Consider the following 17,836-nt stretch of genomic DNA (forward strand, 5'->3'; position numbering starts at 1 on the left):
GGCCGGAGGTGGCGGGCGCCGGGACGGGGTGAAGATCGGCCGGGCGCGGGTGGCCTCGAGGCTTTCGAGGGGGACGGACCACAGCGGGTTGCCCCGCCCTGCCGCCGGGGCCGGCGGGCGTCGGGGCGTTGCAGCGGCCTCCCCGGCCGCGCGGACCTCCACCGGGCCGGCCGGCGCGGCGGGCGCTTCGAGGTCGGAGGCCGCACGCGCGGGCACGGCCAGCCCCGCCAGCCCCGCCACGCTCAGCGCGATGACAAGCATCTTCATGGCGCGCCCCGCCACTGGCCATACACCGTGAGCGTCACGTTCAGCATTCCGGGCTGCGCGCTGCCCTGCCCGCGCCCCTGCACCACCAGCTGGTCCACGAACAGGAAGGGCTGGCCCGCCTCCAGATCGTACAGCAGCTTCTGGAGGTCGTCCTCGCCGATGTCGAGGCTCGCCGCCACCGCGACGGCGCCCGCCCCATAGGTCGCGCCCTGAAGCTCCGGCCGGGACGACGTGATGCGCCCGCCCGCACGTTCCGCGGCGGCGGCGACACGCTGCATCAGCGCGGCGCCGGCCACCGTCACCGTGGGCCCTTCCAGCATCGGGGAGCCGGCCCACGGCTCCGCCCCGTCGCCCGCGCGCGCGGGCTTTCGGCCCTGAAGCCGGTCGAGGGCGTCGGAGGCCTCGGCCACGGCAGCGCGCTTGTCCATCAGTTCGCCGACAGCGCCCGCCGCGACGGCGAGCAGCGCCACCACCAGCGCCCCATAGCCCAGCATGGCGAGCAGCGGCCGCCGGCCGGCCGGGAGGGAGGCGGGCAAGACGGCGGACAGGAGGCTCATCGGGCGGCCTCCATGGGCAGGAGGATGCGTGCAGCGATGTGGAAGCGCTCGCCGGCCTCGCCCGGCTGGCGGGTGGTGGGCGCCACGAAGGTGGCCTCGGCGAACTGGCGCGACTGCTCCAGAAGGCGGATCAGGGCCGCAGCCTCCCGCGAGATGCCGGCCACCTCCACCTTGTCGCCCTCCATCTGCAGCTCGGTGACATAGGTGTCGTCGGGCAGCACCTGCGAGAGCGCCTCCAGCACCAGCACGGCGGCGGGCACCTCGCGCTTGCGCCGCTCGAGGCCGGCGACGAGGCCGCCGCCTTGCCCGTCACGCGCGGCGATCATGGCCCGGCGCTGATCGGCGATCCGTTGGGTGATGTCGTCGAGCTCGGCGTCGAGGCTGCTCCCGACGATCCCCGAGACGACGAGGGCCGTCATCGCGGCCGCCGCCGCGCCCCCGAGCACCGCAAGCAGGATCCGCCGCACGCCGGACGCCGCCGGGGCCGCACCGGCGGCGTGGTCGAGCACCCGAATGGGCGCGCCGGCATCACCCATCCGGGTGGTGACCACGATGGCGCCGGCGCCCGCAGCCTTCAGCCCGTCCACCAGCGGCGCAATGCGGGCCCGCGCGGTAGCGGCCACCGTGAGGGTGAGGCGGTCGTCCGGCGCCTCCTGCGGCGGCGTGAAGCCATAGGCCGCCCCCGCCGCGCTCCAGGGCGTGAGGCGGTCGATCTGGGAGCGCACGATGCCGTCGAGAAACGCCGCGGCCCCCCTCGGCAGCTCCAGCGGCCGGAACAGGAAACGGGCGGGATCGAGCGCCAGCTCCGCCTCGCGCCCGGCCAGCGCGGCCGAGACCTCCGGCGGAAGCGGGCCGGCGCCATCCAGCCGGAAGGGGGGCGCCGCCTCCGCCTGCTCCAGCACGAAGAACCCCGCTTTGTCCTCGACGATGCGCACCGGCGCGCCGCGCGCGAGACGGCCGGCAAGGTCCGCGATGCAGCCGGCGGCAAGGTCGATGAAGGCCGAGAAGCCATCGAGCAGGCGCGTGAGGGAGAGGCCGGAGGAGGGAGGGCGGGTGGTCATCTGCGTCATGGCCGGCGCTCTCCCCTCGGGCGCGGGGGCGGGGGCGCGTCCGCTTCGGGCAGGTCCGCATCCTCCCGCCACGACAGAACGCGGTAGGGATCGTCGCCGAAGTCGCGCAGCAGGATCACCGCCTCCGCCGACCGGCGGCGCCCGGTGTCGAAATCCATGCAGATGCGCACGCGCACCGCGTCGCTCGCCGCGCTCATGGTGCCGGGCGGCGCGGCGGGTGCGGCCTCGCCCTTGTCCCCTCCCTCGCCCGCGTCCGGCGGCGAGGCGCCGGGCAGGGCCGCGCGCACCACCGGGTCCGCGTCGGCCGCGTTGATCTCGCCGCGCCCGCTGAACACGGTGAGATGCGGCAGGGCCCGCTCCACCAGCGCCGGCGGCAGGCCCGCCACGCGCCAGATCTCCTCCACATGCACGAAGGGGTCGTGCCTCGGGCCGTGGTCGAGGCCGGCGTCGCGATAGAGATCGGCCTCGCGCCCGCCGTCGCCGGAGGCGGGCGATCGGAAGGCGATGATGCGGTCGGCATGATCCGCCGCCGCCTCTGGTTGCGCGCCCAGCGCCGCGAACAGGCCGGCGAGCAGCTCCTTCGGCGCCGCGTTGAGGTCGATGCGGGCGGCCTCGCCCACGAAGGTGGCGCGCACGTCGGCCTTGCCCATCCGGAACGCCACCTCGCCGCTGGAGGGCCTCCTGTCCTTCGGCACGGCGACGAGGCGCAGGGCCGCGATCTCCACCGCCGCGGTGGCGAGGCCGTGGGCGAGAAGGCCGTCGTCCCGCGCCGAGGCGGCGGTGGCGGTGCTGGAGAGGTAGACCGCATAGGCCGTGGCGAGGGTGGCGAGCGCGGCGAGGATCCACAGCACCGCCACCAGGATGAAGCCGTCGCGCCGCGCGCGGGCCGGATCGGCGGTGACGCCGGCCGCGGGCGGGAGGAGGCGCGCGCGCAAGGTGGTCATGGCGCGTCCCCTTCCGGTCCCTCATCTGCCTGCGGCCCGGTTCCGGCCGGGCGCGGCTTGGCGCACACGCGCCGGGTCTCGTCGGTGACGCAGGCCGCGGGCAATTCGGCACGGATCGCCACCGCGCTGGAGGCGTCGAGCGCCCGGCCGGTGCGGGCGTCGCGGATCACCATGCGCACCGCCCGCGGCAGCGTGGCCGCCCCGGTCCAGCCGTCGCGCCAGACCCCGTCGCGGCCGGCATAGGAGAAGGAGACGCGATAGGACGCGCCCACCAGCGGCACCGGCGCGCCGAACGGCGGCAGGCCGGCATCGGCCGGGCGGGGCGCGAACGGCGCCGTGCGCCGCGCGAGCCCCGAGCCCCCCGCCTCCGACAGCTCGACGATTTCGAGCCCCGGCCGCGCATTGGGCCCGAGCGCGGTGCGCACGAACACCACTGACGATGCCGTGCCCGCGAACAGGGGCCCCTTGGCCGTCAGGCTGGCGGGAACGAATTCGGCGGCGGCAAGATCGGCGGCCATCCGATCCACGGCGAGGGCGATCACTTCGCTCGCCTCCACGCGGGCAAGGCCGCGCTGCCAGTTGGGCAGCCACTGGCCCGTCAGCATGGCCAGGGCCGAGAGCACGAGGCCGGTCAGCGTCAGCGCCACCAGCACCTCGACAAGGCTGAAGCCGGCGGTGGACGCCCGCTGGGGAAAGGCCCGGCTCATTCGGCCGCTGCCGGCACGAGGCGCACCGTCTCCAGCACCACCAGGGCACCGGAGGGCGCGCGGACGCGGATCACCACGTCGCGCGGTGTCCATTTCGAGCCTTCGGGCACGCCGGCCACCTCGAGGGGGCGCACATCCATGCGCCAGCCATGGCCGGCAATGTCGCCATCGGTACGGCCAAGAGCGAGGTCGCGCCGGGCCGGAATGCCGGCCTCCACGGCCCGGGCAGCGGAGAGGAGGCCGGCGCGCGCCTCCAGCGCCCGGGCGCCGCGCCCGTTGGCGCCCATGAGCTGGCCGATGGCGGCCAGCGCCGCCGCCGCCACGGCAAGCGCCACCAGCACCTCGATGAGGGTGAAGCCGGCGCTTCCCGCCACGCCGGCCGCGGCATCAGGACTTGAGGCGCGGGACAATCTCCACCCCTCCCGTCAGCCAGTTCACCCGCACCTCGTAGCCGGCGCCGTTGCGGGTGAGGGCGACCACCCCGCCGCACGACAGGCCCGAGGGCAGGAAGCCGATGCGCCCACCCGCCGCGCGGCCGTTGCAGACGGTCGGCAGCACGGCGGTCATGCGCACGTCGCCGGGAATGCGCACCTCGCGCGCGCCCTGCCGCCCCCCCGCGCCGGAGCGGATGCGGCCTTGAGCGGCGTTCACCTCGGTCGTCACCTGCGTTCCGCGGCGCAGGGCGGCGGCGCGGTCGGCCTTGAGGAGGGCGGCGGTCTCCACCGCATAGGCCTTCAGCCGCTGGCGCGAGGTTCCGAGCGGCAGCCGCGGCAAGGCGAGGGCCGCCAGCGCCGCGACGATGGCCAGCGCGCACACCACCTCCAGCAGGCTGAAGCCCGCCTGCCCCGATGCGGGAGCGATGGTGCGCGCGCCGCTCACTTCGACCAGCTCGTGATGTCGGCGTTGGTGCCGGTGCCGCCCTCCTGCCCGTCCGAGCCGCGGGAGACGATGTCGTAGGCGCCGTGCTCGCCCGGCGCGCGATAGATATAGGGCTTGCCCCAGGGATCGGACGGCAGGGTTCCACCCTTCAGGTACGGCCCGTTCCAGGTGGCCGCGCCGGGGGTGCGCTGGACCAGCGCCGCCAGCCCCTCCGAGGTGGAGGGATAGCGGCCGGTGTCGAGATAGAACAAATCGAGGGCGCTGGAGAAGCCCTGGATCTGGATCTTCGCGGTCTTCACCTTGCTGTCGCCGAGATAGCCGAGCACCCGCGGCCCCACCAAGGCGACGATGAGGCCGATGATGGTGATGACCACCAGCAGCTCCACGAGAGTGTAGCCGCCCTCGGCCCGGCGGCGCCGGCGAAGCGAGGACGAGCGGGCGGCGCCCGTGGGAAGAGCCTGTTTCACGCGTTTCACCCGATGCTTTGGCTGACCGACAGGAGCGCGGTCATGACGGAAACGATCAGGCCGCCGACGACGACGCTGATGGTGACGATGGCGGCGGGCCCGATGATCGCGACCACCCGCGCCAGAGCCCGCTGGAGCTTTTCCTCGTAGAAATCGGCGATGCGGCCCGACAGCATGGCGAGCTGGCCGGTCTCCTCGCCGAGGCGCAGCATGCGCACCGCCATGGGCGGCAGCGCCGCGCCAGCGGAAACCGCATCGGACAGCCGCGCGCCCTGGCGCACCTTGTCGGAGGTGGCGGCCCAGACCGAGGCGTCATCCCCCGCCGCCATCACCTCCACGATGATGCGCAGCGCCTGGGTGAGGGTGACGCCGTTGCCCAGCAGGATGGAGAGGTTGCGGCAGAACACGGCGGAGCGACGGAACAGCAGGATGGTGCTGACCAGCGGCAGCCGCGCCAGCCTGCCCATCAGGGCAGCGCGCGTCGCCGGCCGCCGCAGCACCAGCCATGCGAGCGCCACCAGTGCGCACACGCCCAGCCCCAGCGCGGCGCCTTGGGCCTGGGCGAGGTCCGACAGGTTCAGCAGCATCTCCACGGCGGGGTCGAGCTTGGCGCCCATGTCGCGCAGCACGGTGGAGAATTGGGGCAGCACGAACAACAGGAAGAACACCAGCACGCCGCCCGCCGCCACCAGCACGAAGGCGGGATATTGCAGCGCCTCCATCAGCTTGCGCCGCAGCTGCTCGGCCCGCGCCCGCTCCTGGGCGAGCAGGTCGAGGATGCGGTCCATGGTGCCGGACGCCTCGCCCACCCGCACCAGCGCCACATAGACCGGCGGGAACAGCTTGGGCTCCCCCGCCGCCGCCTCGGCGAAGCTGTGGCCGGCAAGCACGTCGGCGCGCAGCTTGCGCACCACCGCCCGCATGCGGCCGAGGTCCGCGTCGCCGGAGAGCAGTTCCAGCGCCTCGTCGAGCCGCGCGCCGGCCTTCAGCAGCAGCGCGAGGTCGCGGGTGAAGAGGGTGACATCCTCGGCCTTGGGCGCGCCCAGCGACAGGCCGAACCGCCCCCCCTCGCGCTTCGCCCGGGCCGGCGCGGTCTCCACCGGCATGAGGCCGAGGAACTCGATGCGCCGGCGCACCTCCGCCTCGGTGGGCGCGGTGATCTCGCCGCTCACGATCTGGCCGGCCTGGGTGAGGGCCCTGTAGGTGAAGGTCGCCATCAGCGCACGGTGGTCACGCGCAGCACCTCGGCCGGCGAGGTGATGCCGGCCCGGCATTTCAGGATGCCGTCGTCCAGCATGGTGGTCATGCCGCCGGCGATGGCCGCCTTGTCCACGGCGGCGGCGCCGGCGTGGCGGTCGATCATCTCGCGGATCTCCTCGGTGAGGGTCAGGATCTCGAACACCCCGACCCGCCCGCGATAGCCGGCCCCGCCGCAGCGCTCGCAGCCCTTGGGCTCGTACACGGTTTCCCCCGCGTTGAAGCCGAGGGCGGAGAAGCGCGGGTCGTCCTCGACGTCCGTCGCCGTGAGGGTGCGCGGCCGCTTGCAGCGGTCGCACAGCTGGCGCACCAGCCTTTGGGCGATGACCGCACGTAAAGTGGATTTCAGCAGGAAGCCCTCCACCCCCAGATCCAGCAGGCGCGGCACCGAGGCCGCCGCCGTGTCGGTATGGAGCGTGGTGAGCACCAGATGGCCGGTCAGCGCCGCATGCACGGCGATGTGCGCCGTCTCCGGATCGCGCACCTCGCCCACCATGATCACGTCCGGGTCGTGGCGCAGGAACGAGCGCAGGGCGGCGGCGAAGGTGAGGCCGATGGCGGGCTTCACCTGCGACTGGTAGACGCCCTTGATCTCGTATTCCACCGGGTCCTCGATGGTGAGGATCTTGCGCGTGGGCTCGTTCAGGATGGAGAGGATGGTGGCGAGCGTGGTGGTCTTGCCCGATCCCGTGGGACCGGTGACCACCACCATGCCGTGGGGCAGCGCCAGCAGCCGCTTGAGGATTTCCGCATCGCCCGGCGACAGGCCGAGCTTGTCCATGTTCAGGAGGCCCCGGTCGCGCGGCAAGAGGCGGATCACCGCCGCCTCGCCGTGCTGGGTGGGCATGAGCGCCACGCGCACGTCGATCTCGGAGCGGCCGAGCTTCAGGCGCGCCGCGCCGTCCTGCGGCAGGCGGCGCTCGGCGATGTCGAGGCCGGCGAGGATCTTGATGCGCGAGATCACCGCCTGGGGCAGCACGTCGGCGGGCGCGGGCACCACCCTGAGCAGGCCGTCGATGCGCATGCGCACCTCGATGCTCCCCCGGAACGGGCCGATATGGATGTCGCTGGCGCGCAGCTCCATGGCCTTTTCCAACAGGTCGTTGACGGCGCGCACCACCGGCGCGCCCGAGGCGAGATCGCGCAGGCTGTCGATGTCGTCGTCGGCCCGCGCGCTGCCGGCTTCCGAGATCCCGGCCGCCGGCGCCTCATCGCCGCCGAGCCGCTCGGTGAGCACGGTGGCGATGTCCTCGAAGGAGGCGACCACCAGCGCGACCTCTTCGCCCAGGGCGATCTCGGCGGCGCGCCGCACCGCCGCGTCGGTGGGATCGCCGACAGCGAGGCGCGCCGCGCCATCGGCGCCACGAAACGGCAGCGCGGTCATCTCGCGCAGGAAGCGCGGCGAGAAATGCGACACCAGCGCGGGCGCCGCCATCAGCTCGGGCAGGCTCGCGCGCGGCAGGCGACAGAAGGCGGCCACCGCATCGGCAAAATCGCCGGCGGCAAGCTCGGTGGATTCCCACACCTTGCGCAGCGGCCTGGCACCCGCGGAGGCGGCGGGGAGGGAACCGCCCGCAGCGGCGGCGCGCGCCTCACCTGGATGCACGAGCACGGCATCGCCCGGCCGCAGCAGCCCGCATCGCGCCAGATAGCCCAGAAAATCGCCGACGAAATCGCCGGCGCCGTCGGCCGTCATCCCGCGTCCCCGTCGCCCGAGCGGCGCGCCGGCCGGTCGTGGCTCGCCGCTCGCGCCTCACCTTGATCCATGCCGACGGGCAGGCTCACGCATGCGCCGGACGACGATCGTCCCGCGACGGCCGCCGCGCGGATGCTCCGTCAAGGCCCCTCATTGAACGGGCCCTCGCCGAACCGATCCTCATGGAACGCGAAGCCATTCGGCTCGAACACGCTCTCGCCGGCGGCCGCATCATCGGGTCACGCCATGAAGGTTTCGCGGCAGCTTCATGACAGTCCTGCAACAACCCCGTCTCGCGCGCAGTGCAGGGCCAGCCCTTCCACAACTTTGGGTGACCCTAATATTTCTGTCATATGGCGTCGATACTAGGTGTCGTCCGTCCGGAGATCGGGGCCCTCCACCTCGAACGGCCGCTGGGTTCTATCGAGGCATCGGGTGGAAGTGCGGAAAGATCGGCCAAACCGGTTCGGCTCCCGACCGGGCAATCTGCTTTTCGCGTGCGCGATGCTCCTCGCCACGGCGCTGGCGGCGTGCTCGCTGGTGCCGGACGACGTGAAGCCGCCGAGCGTGCTCGACCAGGTCCGCGCCATCGACCTCCTGCCGCGCGAGACCAAGCCGGTGCCGGGGCCGCAGGACATCCCCGACGATCGCAAGGCCATCGAATATTTCGGCAGCAGCAGCGCCGCGCCCGTGTCCGACCGGTCCGAGGTGGGGGTGGCCGGACGTACCGGCGTCAGCGGCGGCGGCGACGGCTACGACCTCACCTTCGACAACACGCCAGTGGCGAGCGTCGCCAAGGTGGTGCTCGGCGACATCCTGGGCGTGGGCTATGTCATCGACCCGCGGGTGCAGGGCACGGTCACCCTCGCCTCGGCCCGGCCGGTGCCGAAGACTGAATTGCTCTACGTGCTCGAGACCGCGCTGAAGACCAACAACGTGGCCATGATCCGCGATGCCTCCGGCTATCGGCTGGTGCCGCTCTCGGAGGCGGCCGGCAGCGGCAACGCGGATGTGGGCACCTCGCGGCCGGAGCCGGGCTACGGCCTCTCCGTGCTGCCGTTGCGCTACGTCTCGGCCGAGGCGCTGATGCCGCTCCTCGACAGCTTCGCCACCAAGGCCGGCGCCGTGCGCGCCGATGCCGGCCGCAACCTCCTCATCATCCAGGGCACCGCCGCGGAGCGCCAGGCCGCGCTCAACACCGCCCTCTCCTTCGACGCCGACTGGATGCGCGGCCAGTCCGTCGGCATCTACCCGGTGCGCAACAGCGCGCCCGAGCCGCTCATCGCCGAGCTGGAAAACGTGATGGACGCCGGCGAGAGCGGACTGAGCCACAAGATGGTGAAGTTCCAGGCCATCAACCGCCTCAACGCCATCATGGTGGTGGCGAAGAAGCCGGAGCTGCTGCAGACCGCCGGAACCTGGATCAGCCGCCTCGACCGCTCCGACACCACGGCGGGGGTGCGCGTCTATCGCCTGCGCTACGGCGACGCCAAGCAGATGGCGAAGGTGCTCAACGACCTGTTCGTCGGCGGCTCGGCCAGCGGCCTCGACCAGGCCGCGAGCCAGATCGCGCCCGGCTCCGGCGCCTCGGTCTCCTCCGGCGGCGGGGGCGACGGCAACGGATCGGGGTCCGGCTCGGGATCGGGGCTGACGGTGCAGCAGCGGCTCGGTCAGTCCCCGCCCAGCCAGGGCTCGGGGGGCAGCAGCGGCAAGACGACCGCCGTCGACAGCGAAGGCGCGCCCGTGGGCGGCGGCGGTGCGAGTGGCGGGGGCGGGGGAGCGCTCCTCGCCGGCATCCGCATCACCGCCGACGCGGTGAACAACTCGCTGCTCATCTTCGCCAGCCAGGAAAACTACCGCATCATCGAGCGCACCCTGATGCAGCTCGACCAGCCGCAATTGCAGGTGGCCATCGAGGCCACCGTGGCCGAGGTGACGCTGAACGACACGCTGGCCTATGGCGTGCAGTTCTATCTCACCAGCAAGGACCTCGGCCTCGGCCGCAACAACGGCTCGGTGCTCAACACGTTGTCCAGCGACATCACCGACCAGGCCATCAACCGCGTGCTGCCCGGCTTCAACCTTCTCATCGGCAAGGAGAACCAGCCGCGCGCCATCCTCGATGCCCTGCACACGGTCACCGACGTGAAGGTGCTCTCCAATCCGTCCGTGGTGGTGGTGGACAACCAGAAGGCGACGCTCCAGGTGGGCGACGAGGTGCCGGTCTCCACCGGCAGCGCCACCGTGCTCTCGTCCTCGAACACGGTGGTCAACACCATCGAGTACAAGAACACCGGCATCATCCTGCACGTGGTGCCGCGGGTGAACGTGAACGGCCAGGTGCGCCTCGAGATCGAGCAGGAGATCTCCAACGTCACCCAGTCCGAGACCACCAGCGGCTCAAGCAGCAACAGCAGCAGTTCCAGCACGCTCACGCCCACCGTCTCCCAGCGCAAGGTGAAGAGCGTCATCGCGGTGACCAGCGGGCAGACGGTGCTGCTCGCCGGCCTCATCAGCGAGCGACACAACGGCGTGCGCCAGGGCGTGCCCATCCTCGACCAGATCCCCGGCGTGGGCGACGCCTTCGCCCATACCAACGGCACGGTGAAGCGCACCGAGCTGATCATCTTCATCCGCCCCCAGATCATCCGCGACAACGTGGATGCGCACACGGTGGCGGAGGAGCTGCGCGCCAAGCTGCGCGGCACCGTCACCACCCTGCCCGGCGGCCCGCAGGCGCCGCTCGGCGCCCGATGAGCCCGAAGGTGAGCCGCGAGATGGCCGCGCCCGCTCCGCCCCTCGGCGCAAGTGCCGGCGGCGGGACGGCCCTCACGATGGCGCACACGACAGCCCTCATGGCGGTGGTGCTCGCCGCCATGGCGGCAAGCCTCGCTGTGGCGCCGGCGCCGGGCGGACTGCTCGCCGCCGCCCTGGTCCCCGTGCTTGCGGCCATCGCCGTCATCGACGCGCGCCACTTCATCATTCCCGATGCGCTGAACGCGGCCGGCCTCGGCCTCGGCCTCGCCCACGCCGCGACCACGGCGCCGGAGCCGGCCGAGGGCCTCGTCGCGGCCATCGGCGGCGGCGCGGGGCTGGCGCTGGTCTTCCTTGCCATCCGCCTGGCCTATCGCGCGCTCAGGGGCCGCGACGGCCTGGGGCTGGGCGACGTGAAGCTCGCGGCGGTGGCGGGGGTCTGGCTCAGCGTCACGGCCATGCCGGTGGTGGTGGAGATCGCGGCCCTCGCGGGGCTCCTCGCCTATGGCGTCACCCGCCTCACCTCCGGCCGCGCCCCGCGCGTGCGGGACCGGCTGCCCTTCGGCCTGTTCTTCGCGCCGGCCATCTGGATCGGCTGGCTGTTCGACCGCTGGATGGCGGGGCTGACATGAGGGAGATCGGGAGGCGCAGATGAAGCTGACGGGTCCCCCTGCCCCGCGCCGGATGCTGGCGGCGCTGCTGCTCGCGGCCATACTGGGCCTCGCCGCTGCTCCCGGCCGCGCGGGCGCGCCATCGACCGCGCACGCCTTCGCGCTCTACGCGCGGGGCGACTACGAGGCCGCCGCCGCAGAGCTGACGCCGCTGGCATGGGCCGGCGATCCCCGCGCCCAGGGACTGCTCGGCTTCCTCTACGAATACGGCAAGGGCGTGCCGCAGAATTTCGTGGCGGCCGCCAGCTGGTACAGCTGCGCCGCCGAGCAGGGCGAGGCCACGGCGCAGTATCTGCTGGGCCTGCTCTACGACAAGGGCCGCGGCGTCGAGAAGGATGTGGTGCTGTCGCAGAAGTGGCTCATCCTCGCCGCCGCGCGGGCCTCGAAGCGCGAGCGAGACGTCTACACCCGCCTGCGCAACGCAGTGGCCACCAAGATGAGCCCCGCCCAGCTCGCCACCGCCCAGCGCCTCGCCATCGAGTGGGAGCCGGTACGCGGACTGCCGGTGCCATAGGCGCGACGCCGACGGCGCGGCATGCTCCCCTCTGCGGCGGGAGATGGGCAGCGGGAGATGGGCAGCGGGATGTGGATGCCCGGCACATGGCCGTGCATAACGGCGGACAATGCCGGAGCGGTCGGCCACACCGGTCTGACACGCCTCAAACACGCCTCAGAACGACAGCCCGCCGAACCACGCGCCGAAATAGCCGGCATAAAGCTCCGGCGCCTCCAGGTTCAGCGAATGGCCGATGCCCGGCACCGCCACGAAGCGGCAGTCGGGCATGAGGTCGGCCATCTGCTCCAGGCTCTTCTGCGCGATGATCGCGTCATTCATGCCCCAGACCACCAGGTGGGGATGGAGGATGGAGCCCATGAGCGCCTTCAGCTCGCCGCTCTCCGCCTCCTTCGTCAGCGTGTCCGGCGTGCCGAACCAGATGCCGTCGGACACCGCGAAGGTCTGGTCCACGATGCGCTCGAACAGGCCGGCGCGCGGCCCGGCGTCCGGCTTGAAGCGGGCCGGCCCCCGGGCAAGGCTTTCCGGCTCGAACAGGCTCATGGCGGTGGACGCCATGACCTGCCGTGTCAGCTCCCGGCTCGCCTTCATCTTGTCGAAGAAGTCGATCTGCTCCGGACGGAAGGCGAGGCCCTGCGGTCCCACCGGCGACAGGGAGAATACCCGGCCGAAACGGTCGGGCTGCTTCAGCAGCATCCGCGTGGAGATGATGCCGCCCGTGGAATGGGTGGCGAGGTGGCAGAACGAGATGCCGAGCACGTCCAGCGCCGCCAGCATGTCGTCGGCATGCCGGGCAATGGAGTAGTTGGAGAAATCCGGCAGCGGGGCCGGCTTGTCGCTGTCGCCGCAGCCGCGCCAGTCCACAGCGAGGGTGCGCACGCCCCGCGGGAAGTGGGGCGCGGCCAGCTCGATCCAGTCCTTGCTGGCCAGGTTGCCGTGGATGAAGAGGACAACCGTGTCGCCCTCCCCCCATTCGCGCCAGGCGAGCTTTATGTCGCCCGCTTGTATCTTCAGGCTGCCATCGCCCGTCTGCGATTTGAGGTTTGCCTCGCCTGCCTTCAGCATGGACATGGCCGCTCCTGCGGATCGACGCGGATCATTTGTTGAGGCCCGTGGGCGCGGCGGCGGAGGCGGCCTCCGTGGAGGCCTGGGCCGGCGCGCCGTGGATCAGCCGGTCGATGCTCGCCGGCGTGGCACTGGGCACGCGGCCGGTCTCGACGAAGTCCACCACATCCTGCGCGAAGGCCACCGGCTCATCGGTGTGGATGAAGTGGGCGGTGCCCGGATAGACCTTCACCCGCACATCGCCGCCCGCCGCATCCATGCGCCGCATGAAGGGCAGGATGAGCTGGCGCGAGAGGTCGTTGAGCCCGTTGAAGGCATAGCCGGGAATGAACGGCTCCTTGTCGCCGAAGGCGAGGAAGATGGGGATCTTGATGCCCGTGAGCCTTTTATACAGGCTCGCCGGGTCCTTTTCCTGCAATTCGGACACCATGGCGTAGATGTCGAAGACGAAGACATCCACCCATTGCTGCAGTTCGCGCGGATCGCCCTTGATCATGCCGATGCGCTGGGCGGTGTGCAGGCGGGCATATTCGCTGTCGCGCAGGAAATAACCCGAGCGCTGCGGCTTCACCGCGCCGGTCACCGGATCGCGGTTGCGGAAGTGAAAGAAATCGTCGATCTGCTGGGCGGTGAGGTTCTTCTCCCGGTCGCGCAGGCCGGTCTGGTCCCAGGTCGCCTTCCACTTGTCGAAGTCGTGGGCGTAGGCGGGATCAAACAGGTCCAGCTTTTTGCCTGGCGCCACCGTCACCTCGCGGGGATATTCCTCCAGGCCCGCGGGCGCTTCCAGGATCAGCTTGGAGACGGCCTCGGGCCAGGTGAGGGCATAGCCGAGCACGATCTGGCCGCCCATGGAATGGCCGAGATAGGCGGCCTTTGGCACCTTGAGCTGGTTCACCACCACCTCGTGCACCACCTCCCGCATCTCCTGCATGGTGCGGGCCGGGCTCTTGTCGAGATTGCCGGGGCCGGACATGCCGTAGTGCGGCAGGTCCACGGCGATCACCCTGAGGCCGCGCTCCAGCGCGATGCGCATGATGTTGCCGTAATGGCCGCCGAACGCGCCCTTGCCATGGACGATCACCAGCACGTCCGGACTGGGCGCGGTGCCGGCATATTCATCCATGTAGCCGATGTCCCACTCGACCCCGCGGCTGTCCTTGGCCTTGGTCTTCTTCACCGGGAAGGGATAGGTGACAAACGTGTTCCAGAACGACGTGTCCGGGGTGATGTTCGCGGCCACCGTGGGGGTGCGGTAGGTCTTGGCCACCAAATCGCGCTCGCGGGTGAGGCGCGACACGTCGCTGAGGAAGCCGGCGACGGTGGGGTCGAACTGGCGGTTCTTCAGCATGGGGAACACGCCGTAATGGGCGACGGGGCTCCTCTCATGGACGAAGTCGGCGCCGGGCACGAGATCCACGGTGCGCTTGGCCCGGTCGAAGGTGAGCCACTGGTCGTTCTCGATGTGCATCACCAGCGTGCGCGCCCGGATGCGCTTCAGCTGGTCATTGATGTTGTATTGCTCGCCGGCGCGGTTGCGCCACAGCAGGTCCACCGCATCGAACAGCAGAGCCCGCTTGTTCACGCTGGAGCCGGCCTGGGGTGTGGGCGGATTCCAGTAGAAGATGTCCGGCTGGACTTTCGCCCAGTCCTGCCGGGAGCGGAAGTCGAAGTCAAAGCCCGTGAGCAGCAGCACCGACCAGCCGAAGGCCACGCCCTGGTTGGGATGCTTTTCCTTGGGCAGGTTATAATAATTGCCGCCGGTGGCGCGCCATTGCGGATCGCTCTCGATGGCGGCGGACATGAGCTGGAAGGTCCAGTTGCCCACCGGGTCGCCGCCGTCCGACTGGCTGGTGCCGCCGATGGGCATCAGGCCGTTCATGAAATCGGGATGCATGACGCCCCAGACATAGGTCTGCGTCGCGCCCATGGACACGCCCGTCACCAGCGCCGCGCGGGTCACCTTCAGGTGGTCGCGCAACATGCGGTAGTTGGCCTGCACCATGTCCTGGTAGCTGTACTGGGGAAACTTCTGCCCCAGCCCCTCGGACGGCTTGGAGGTGCCCCACAGGCCGAGCGCGTCGAGGATGACCACGTAATACTGGTCGGTGTCGATGGCCCGGCCGGGCCCGATCACGGAGCCGCCCGACAGCGCCGTGCCCTCCACCCACTGGGCATACATGTCGGTGGCGTCGCCGGAATAGAAATTGTTGATGATCACCGCGTTGGTGATCTCCCCGGCCGCGTTGCGCACCGGCGTGCCGAGGTCGATATAGGCGGTCCTGAGCGGACCGGCGCCGAGCTGCTCGAGGGTGGTGCCGCCCTCCCCGCCATCGGCCCACTTTTCAGGGGCGTTCAGATCGTAGCTGCCGCCGATCCTGAAGTTGCCGATGGTGTAGAACTTCTTGAGGTGGCAGAGACGCTCCTGCGAGCAGGTGGGCGTGATCTTGAGCGGCTCCGGCGCCGCCTGGGCCGGAGTGGCCTGGGCCGAAGAGGCCTGGGCATGGAGCGCAAGGCCAAGCGCGAGGGCGAGGACGTATCTCATGGTGTCTCCCAGCGCCGGTCTTCGCCGGCTGGTGACAGAACACCACGGCCGAGGGAGCAAGGGAAGCGCCAACGAGGCCTTGGAGCACCGCGGCCCAGTGAGATGGCGTGACATCGCCTTTCATGGCTGCTTGCTAATCAGATGTCTCTACTTTCATACCCTCTGGGGGTAGGCAGTGAGTCGCACTGTATTTCGGAAAGGGGGCATGGTGGCGTGTCAACGCAATCCTGACCGCCAGGGGTGCGAAGCCCGTCCGCCCTCCCGCTTCCCGCCCGATCCCGCCGACGCATACTCCCCAAATTCTTCCCAGAAATGCAAAAGCCCCGCGATGGGCGGGGCTAAGCCTTTGAAAAGAATGGCGCTCCCAAGGGGAGACGCCGACGCCAAGACGATAAATCGAGTCAAGAGGTTGATACTAAAGAGATATTAGGTCACCAGCCCCGCCGGATTTGTGGCTCCAATGTAGCAATTGGCTGGATGCGGTGACAAGTGAGATTCATTTTACAACATAGCGCGTGAATTCCAGGCGTTAGAAATGGCTCCCATTATAGCTATGAAATCGCTGCGCTCACGAAAGCCTCGGCTTCCTTGGTGAACTGCTGCGACATGCATGAGCTGTACGACATAGCAGTGAGTTCCGCGAGCTTTTCGGGGTGAAGCGTGAACATTGTCATATCAGCTGAAATGATCCCCGTCGAAATCATGTGATTTAAGACCACCCGTCCTGACCCTTTGGTCATCCGCTCATGCTCAAGTTTTGCTCGATACCGTTTGAGGCTTCCCTTGGAGTGGGATCGGAAAGCGATTACGAACTTCCTGAAGCGCCGCAATGCCTCGTCAACACGAGGATCGGGAGAAATTGATGGTGCAACGGAAAAGCTGGTCCATGGATGAGCCATAGAGTTCGGCCAGCTGACCGACAGAGTGATTTCGCCATTCAGTATGGGAACGCCTGTTATCGTGCCTGTTTCAGCCTGATCTGCCTCAAGAGAAATCGCACCATCTGGTGATCCTGGAGGGGATTCAACAATTAGTCTCTCCGTTGACAGCTCTAGGCGCCCGCACTGAATGCTTACTGGGGCAACCAGTACCGTTTCCTGCGCTCCCCCGATGTCAACTGTCGCCTGCGGTGCGGATATGTCGACATCTTGCGTATGGCTGCCAAGGCGCACTCGACCAGCTTGTTCACTCTCGAAGCTGCGAATTTGCGTGCCGTCCATGTCGCCTCGGGTGATGCTGATCTCTATCTCGGCACGAAGTGCCTCCAACTCGTCGGTGCTCTCTGTGCCGTCAATCGTTAGGCTGGCGGTATCCCCCAACGAAAGCCTTGCCCGCATAGACGAATAGATGACGCCTATGTGCTCCGGTTGAACAAAATTTGTCTGCTGTTGCAGAAAATAGAACTCTGACAAGAATGGATTCGCCGCCGCGCCGCGAGCTAGCTCCTTAGTGATCGCGATATCGGATGTTTGCGGAGTACGAACGGCTTGCGCTGCTATTACGGCTTCGAAGACGGAGGAGGACGCTTTGTTTCCTCCATCCAAAAATGGGTGCTCTGGAACCCATCCTTCCAACGCGTCCGAGTACGCCTTCGCATCGTTCGGGCTCATTTTGGGCAGCCCAGGCGTTGGTTGCCGATAGACTCGGGCCACAAGCCTATGAAGCTGCTCCTCCGGAAGATAAAGCCTATCCATAAGCTCAGTTTGCTCAAGGGTGAGGGTCGTCAGTTTCTCGTGTTCTCGGTCGAGGATAGTTTTAACGATGTCTTGGAGGGTGATCGGTTGCCCGCCAGCCTTAATCCGAGCAATCAGAGCCGCGGGGTTGCTTTGTGCGACTTCGTCGGCAACCACTTTCAGCACAGGGGCATACCCAGCGAAGCGATCTCCGTCTTGCGCCGTATTCTCGCGGAGTTTTCCAAGTACAACACCTATCGCATCACGGCAGGACGTCAAGTGCGGGTTTTTAGGATTGATGGCCACTAGTCGAGCTAAGGCAAATTCCTCAGCTTTGGCGGGATCATAATATCCGATTTCGAGAACGGAAACTGGGATTTGATCCGACAGGATTATCCATGCGTCTTGAATTGCTCCCGTTCGCCCAAATAATACAGTAGGTACGCGCCGCTTTGCTGCGATCTCAGCCACGTCTGACAAGAATGCTTCGAACGCCTCTTGCGTCACGCGCAGGCGGGCCTCGTCAAGGCCGTCAATGAGCACGGTGGAAGTTTCATTTTGCCAGTTTTCATATGTGCCAGATTTGAGGAGGCCGCCCGATAAGGTATTCCCGCCGACTGGATCGGCTTCGGCGAGGTCGATGTAGTGAGGTGGTCCCCGAAAATCGGACAGGGAGTTAAGCTTGGTTCGGCCTGACGGAAGGACGAGCCCGATGACCGGGAAGAGGAAGCGATATTCAGCTGAGTTCAAGGCGAAGGTGGCCCTGGAGGCGC

At 69.1% G+C, this 17,836-nt stretch carries 15 protein-coding genes and 1 pseudogene; 3 read left to right on the forward strand and 13 right to left on the reverse strand.

Translation table 11 applies throughout. The annotated features are described in order from the left end of the window. The 10 genes and pseudogenes from K9U40_RS17115 to K9U40_RS17160 all read right to left on the reverse strand — a co-directional run. A pseudogene (locus tag K9U40_RS17115) lies at nt 1-267 on the reverse strand (hypothetical protein); the annotation flags it as partial. Further along, complete coding sequence (gene gspM / locus K9U40_RS17120; RefSeq protein ID WP_282891345.1) at nt 264-824, reverse strand: type II secretion system protein GspM; 561 nt, start codon at nt 822-824, stop codon at nt 264-266. The gene gspM and the pseudogene K9U40_RS17115, both read right to left, overlap by 4 nt. Then, the gene (locus K9U40_RS17125; protein WP_282891346.1) at nt 821-1,894 is read right to left on the reverse strand and encodes a PilN domain-containing protein; all 1,074 of its coding nucleotides are present in this window, start codon (nt 1,892-1,894) and stop codon (nt 821-823) included. The genes gspM and K9U40_RS17125 overlap by 4 nt, the downstream gene beginning before the upstream one ends. Beyond that, on the reverse strand, nt 1,891-2,838 hold the full coding sequence (locus K9U40_RS17130; RefSeq protein WP_282891347.1) for a general secretion pathway protein GspK: 948 nt from the start codon (nt 2,836-2,838) through the stop codon (nt 1,891-1,893). The genes K9U40_RS17125 and K9U40_RS17130 overlap by 4 nt, the downstream gene beginning before the upstream one ends. Further along, nucleotides 2,835-3,545 (reverse strand): PulJ/GspJ family protein, encoded by a 711-nt coding sequence (locus tag K9U40_RS17135; RefSeq protein WP_282891348.1) that lies wholly within the window; start codon nt 3,543-3,545, stop codon nt 2,835-2,837. The genes K9U40_RS17130 and K9U40_RS17135 overlap by 4 nt, the downstream gene beginning before the upstream one ends. Then, the gene (locus K9U40_RS17140; protein WP_282891349.1) at nt 3,542-3,955 is read right to left on the reverse strand and encodes a prepilin-type N-terminal cleavage/methylation domain-containing protein; all 414 of its coding nucleotides are present in this window, start codon (nt 3,953-3,955) and stop codon (nt 3,542-3,544) included. The genes K9U40_RS17135 and K9U40_RS17140 overlap by 4 nt, the downstream gene beginning before the upstream one ends. Next, on the reverse strand, nt 3,933-4,424 hold the full coding sequence (locus K9U40_RS17145) for a prepilin-type N-terminal cleavage/methylation domain-containing protein (RefSeq protein WP_282891350.1): 492 nt from the start codon (nt 4,422-4,424) through the stop codon (nt 3,933-3,935). The genes K9U40_RS17140 and K9U40_RS17145 overlap by 23 nt, the downstream gene beginning before the upstream one ends. Further along, nucleotides 4,421-4,891 carry a type II secretion system major pseudopilin GspG gene (gspG, locus tag K9U40_RS17150; RefSeq protein WP_282891351.1) on the reverse strand — a complete coding sequence of 157 codons (471 nt, stop codon included), beginning with the start codon at nt 4,889-4,891 and terminating at the stop codon, nt 4,421-4,423. Before gspG ends, K9U40_RS17145 begins: the two co-directional genes overlap by 4 nt. Before the next feature lie 5 nt (nt 4,892-4,896). Next, nucleotides 4,897-6,108 (reverse strand): type II secretion system F family protein, encoded by a 1,212-nt coding sequence (locus K9U40_RS17155; protein ID WP_282891352.1) that lies wholly within the window; start codon nt 6,106-6,108, stop codon nt 4,897-4,899. Then, on the reverse strand, nt 6,108-7,844 hold the full coding sequence (locus K9U40_RS17160) for a GspE/PulE family protein (protein WP_282891353.1): 1,737 nt from the start codon (nt 7,842-7,844) through the stop codon (nt 6,108-6,110). The genes K9U40_RS17155 and K9U40_RS17160 overlap by 1 nt, the downstream gene beginning before the upstream one ends. Nucleotides 7,845-8,348: 504 nt before the next feature. Here K9U40_RS17160 and gspD point away from each other — a divergent pair. The 3 genes from gspD to K9U40_RS17175 are packed head-to-tail and all read left to right on the forward strand — an operon-like array spanning nt 8,349 to nt 11,783. After that, nucleotides 8,349-10,601 (forward strand): type II secretion system secretin GspD, encoded by a 2,253-nt coding sequence (gspD, locus tag K9U40_RS17165; RefSeq protein WP_282891354.1) that lies wholly within the window; start codon nt 8,349-8,351, stop codon nt 10,599-10,601. An 8-nt stretch (nt 10,602-10,609) separates the two neighbouring features. Next, nucleotides 10,610-11,230: a prepilin peptidase gene (locus K9U40_RS17170; RefSeq protein WP_282891355.1), complete on the forward strand. Its 621-nt coding sequence runs from the start codon at nt 10,610-10,612 to the stop codon at nt 11,228-11,230. Between the two features lie 19 nt (nt 11,231-11,249). Next, nucleotides 11,250-11,783, forward strand: a complete 534-nt coding sequence (locus K9U40_RS17175; RefSeq protein ID WP_282891356.1) for a tetratricopeptide repeat protein — start codon at nt 11,250-11,252, stop codon at nt 11,781-11,783. A gap of 156 nt (nt 11,784-11,939) precedes the next feature. On the opposite strand, the gene K9U40_RS17180 is transcribed toward K9U40_RS17175, so the two are convergent. From K9U40_RS17180 to K9U40_RS17190, 3 genes are all read right to left on the reverse strand, one after another. Further along, on the reverse strand, nt 11,940-12,854 hold the full coding sequence (locus K9U40_RS17180) for an alpha/beta fold hydrolase (RefSeq protein WP_349239442.1): 915 nt from the start codon (nt 12,852-12,854) through the stop codon (nt 11,940-11,942). Between the two features lie 25 nt (nt 12,855-12,879). Further along, complete coding sequence (locus tag K9U40_RS17185) at nt 12,880-15,390, reverse strand: alpha/beta hydrolase (protein ID WP_282891357.1); 2,511 nt, start codon at nt 15,388-15,390, stop codon at nt 12,880-12,882. A gap of 551 nt (nt 15,391-15,941) precedes the next feature. Next, on the reverse strand, nt 15,942-17,836 hold a 1,895-nt coding region (locus K9U40_RS17190; RefSeq protein ID WP_282891359.1), incomplete at its 5' end, for a hypothetical protein.

The organism is Xanthobacter autotrophicus (assembly GCF_030015065.1).
Lineage (GTDB): Bacteria > Pseudomonadota > Alphaproteobacteria > Rhizobiales > Xanthobacteraceae > Xanthobacter > Xanthobacter autotrophicus_D.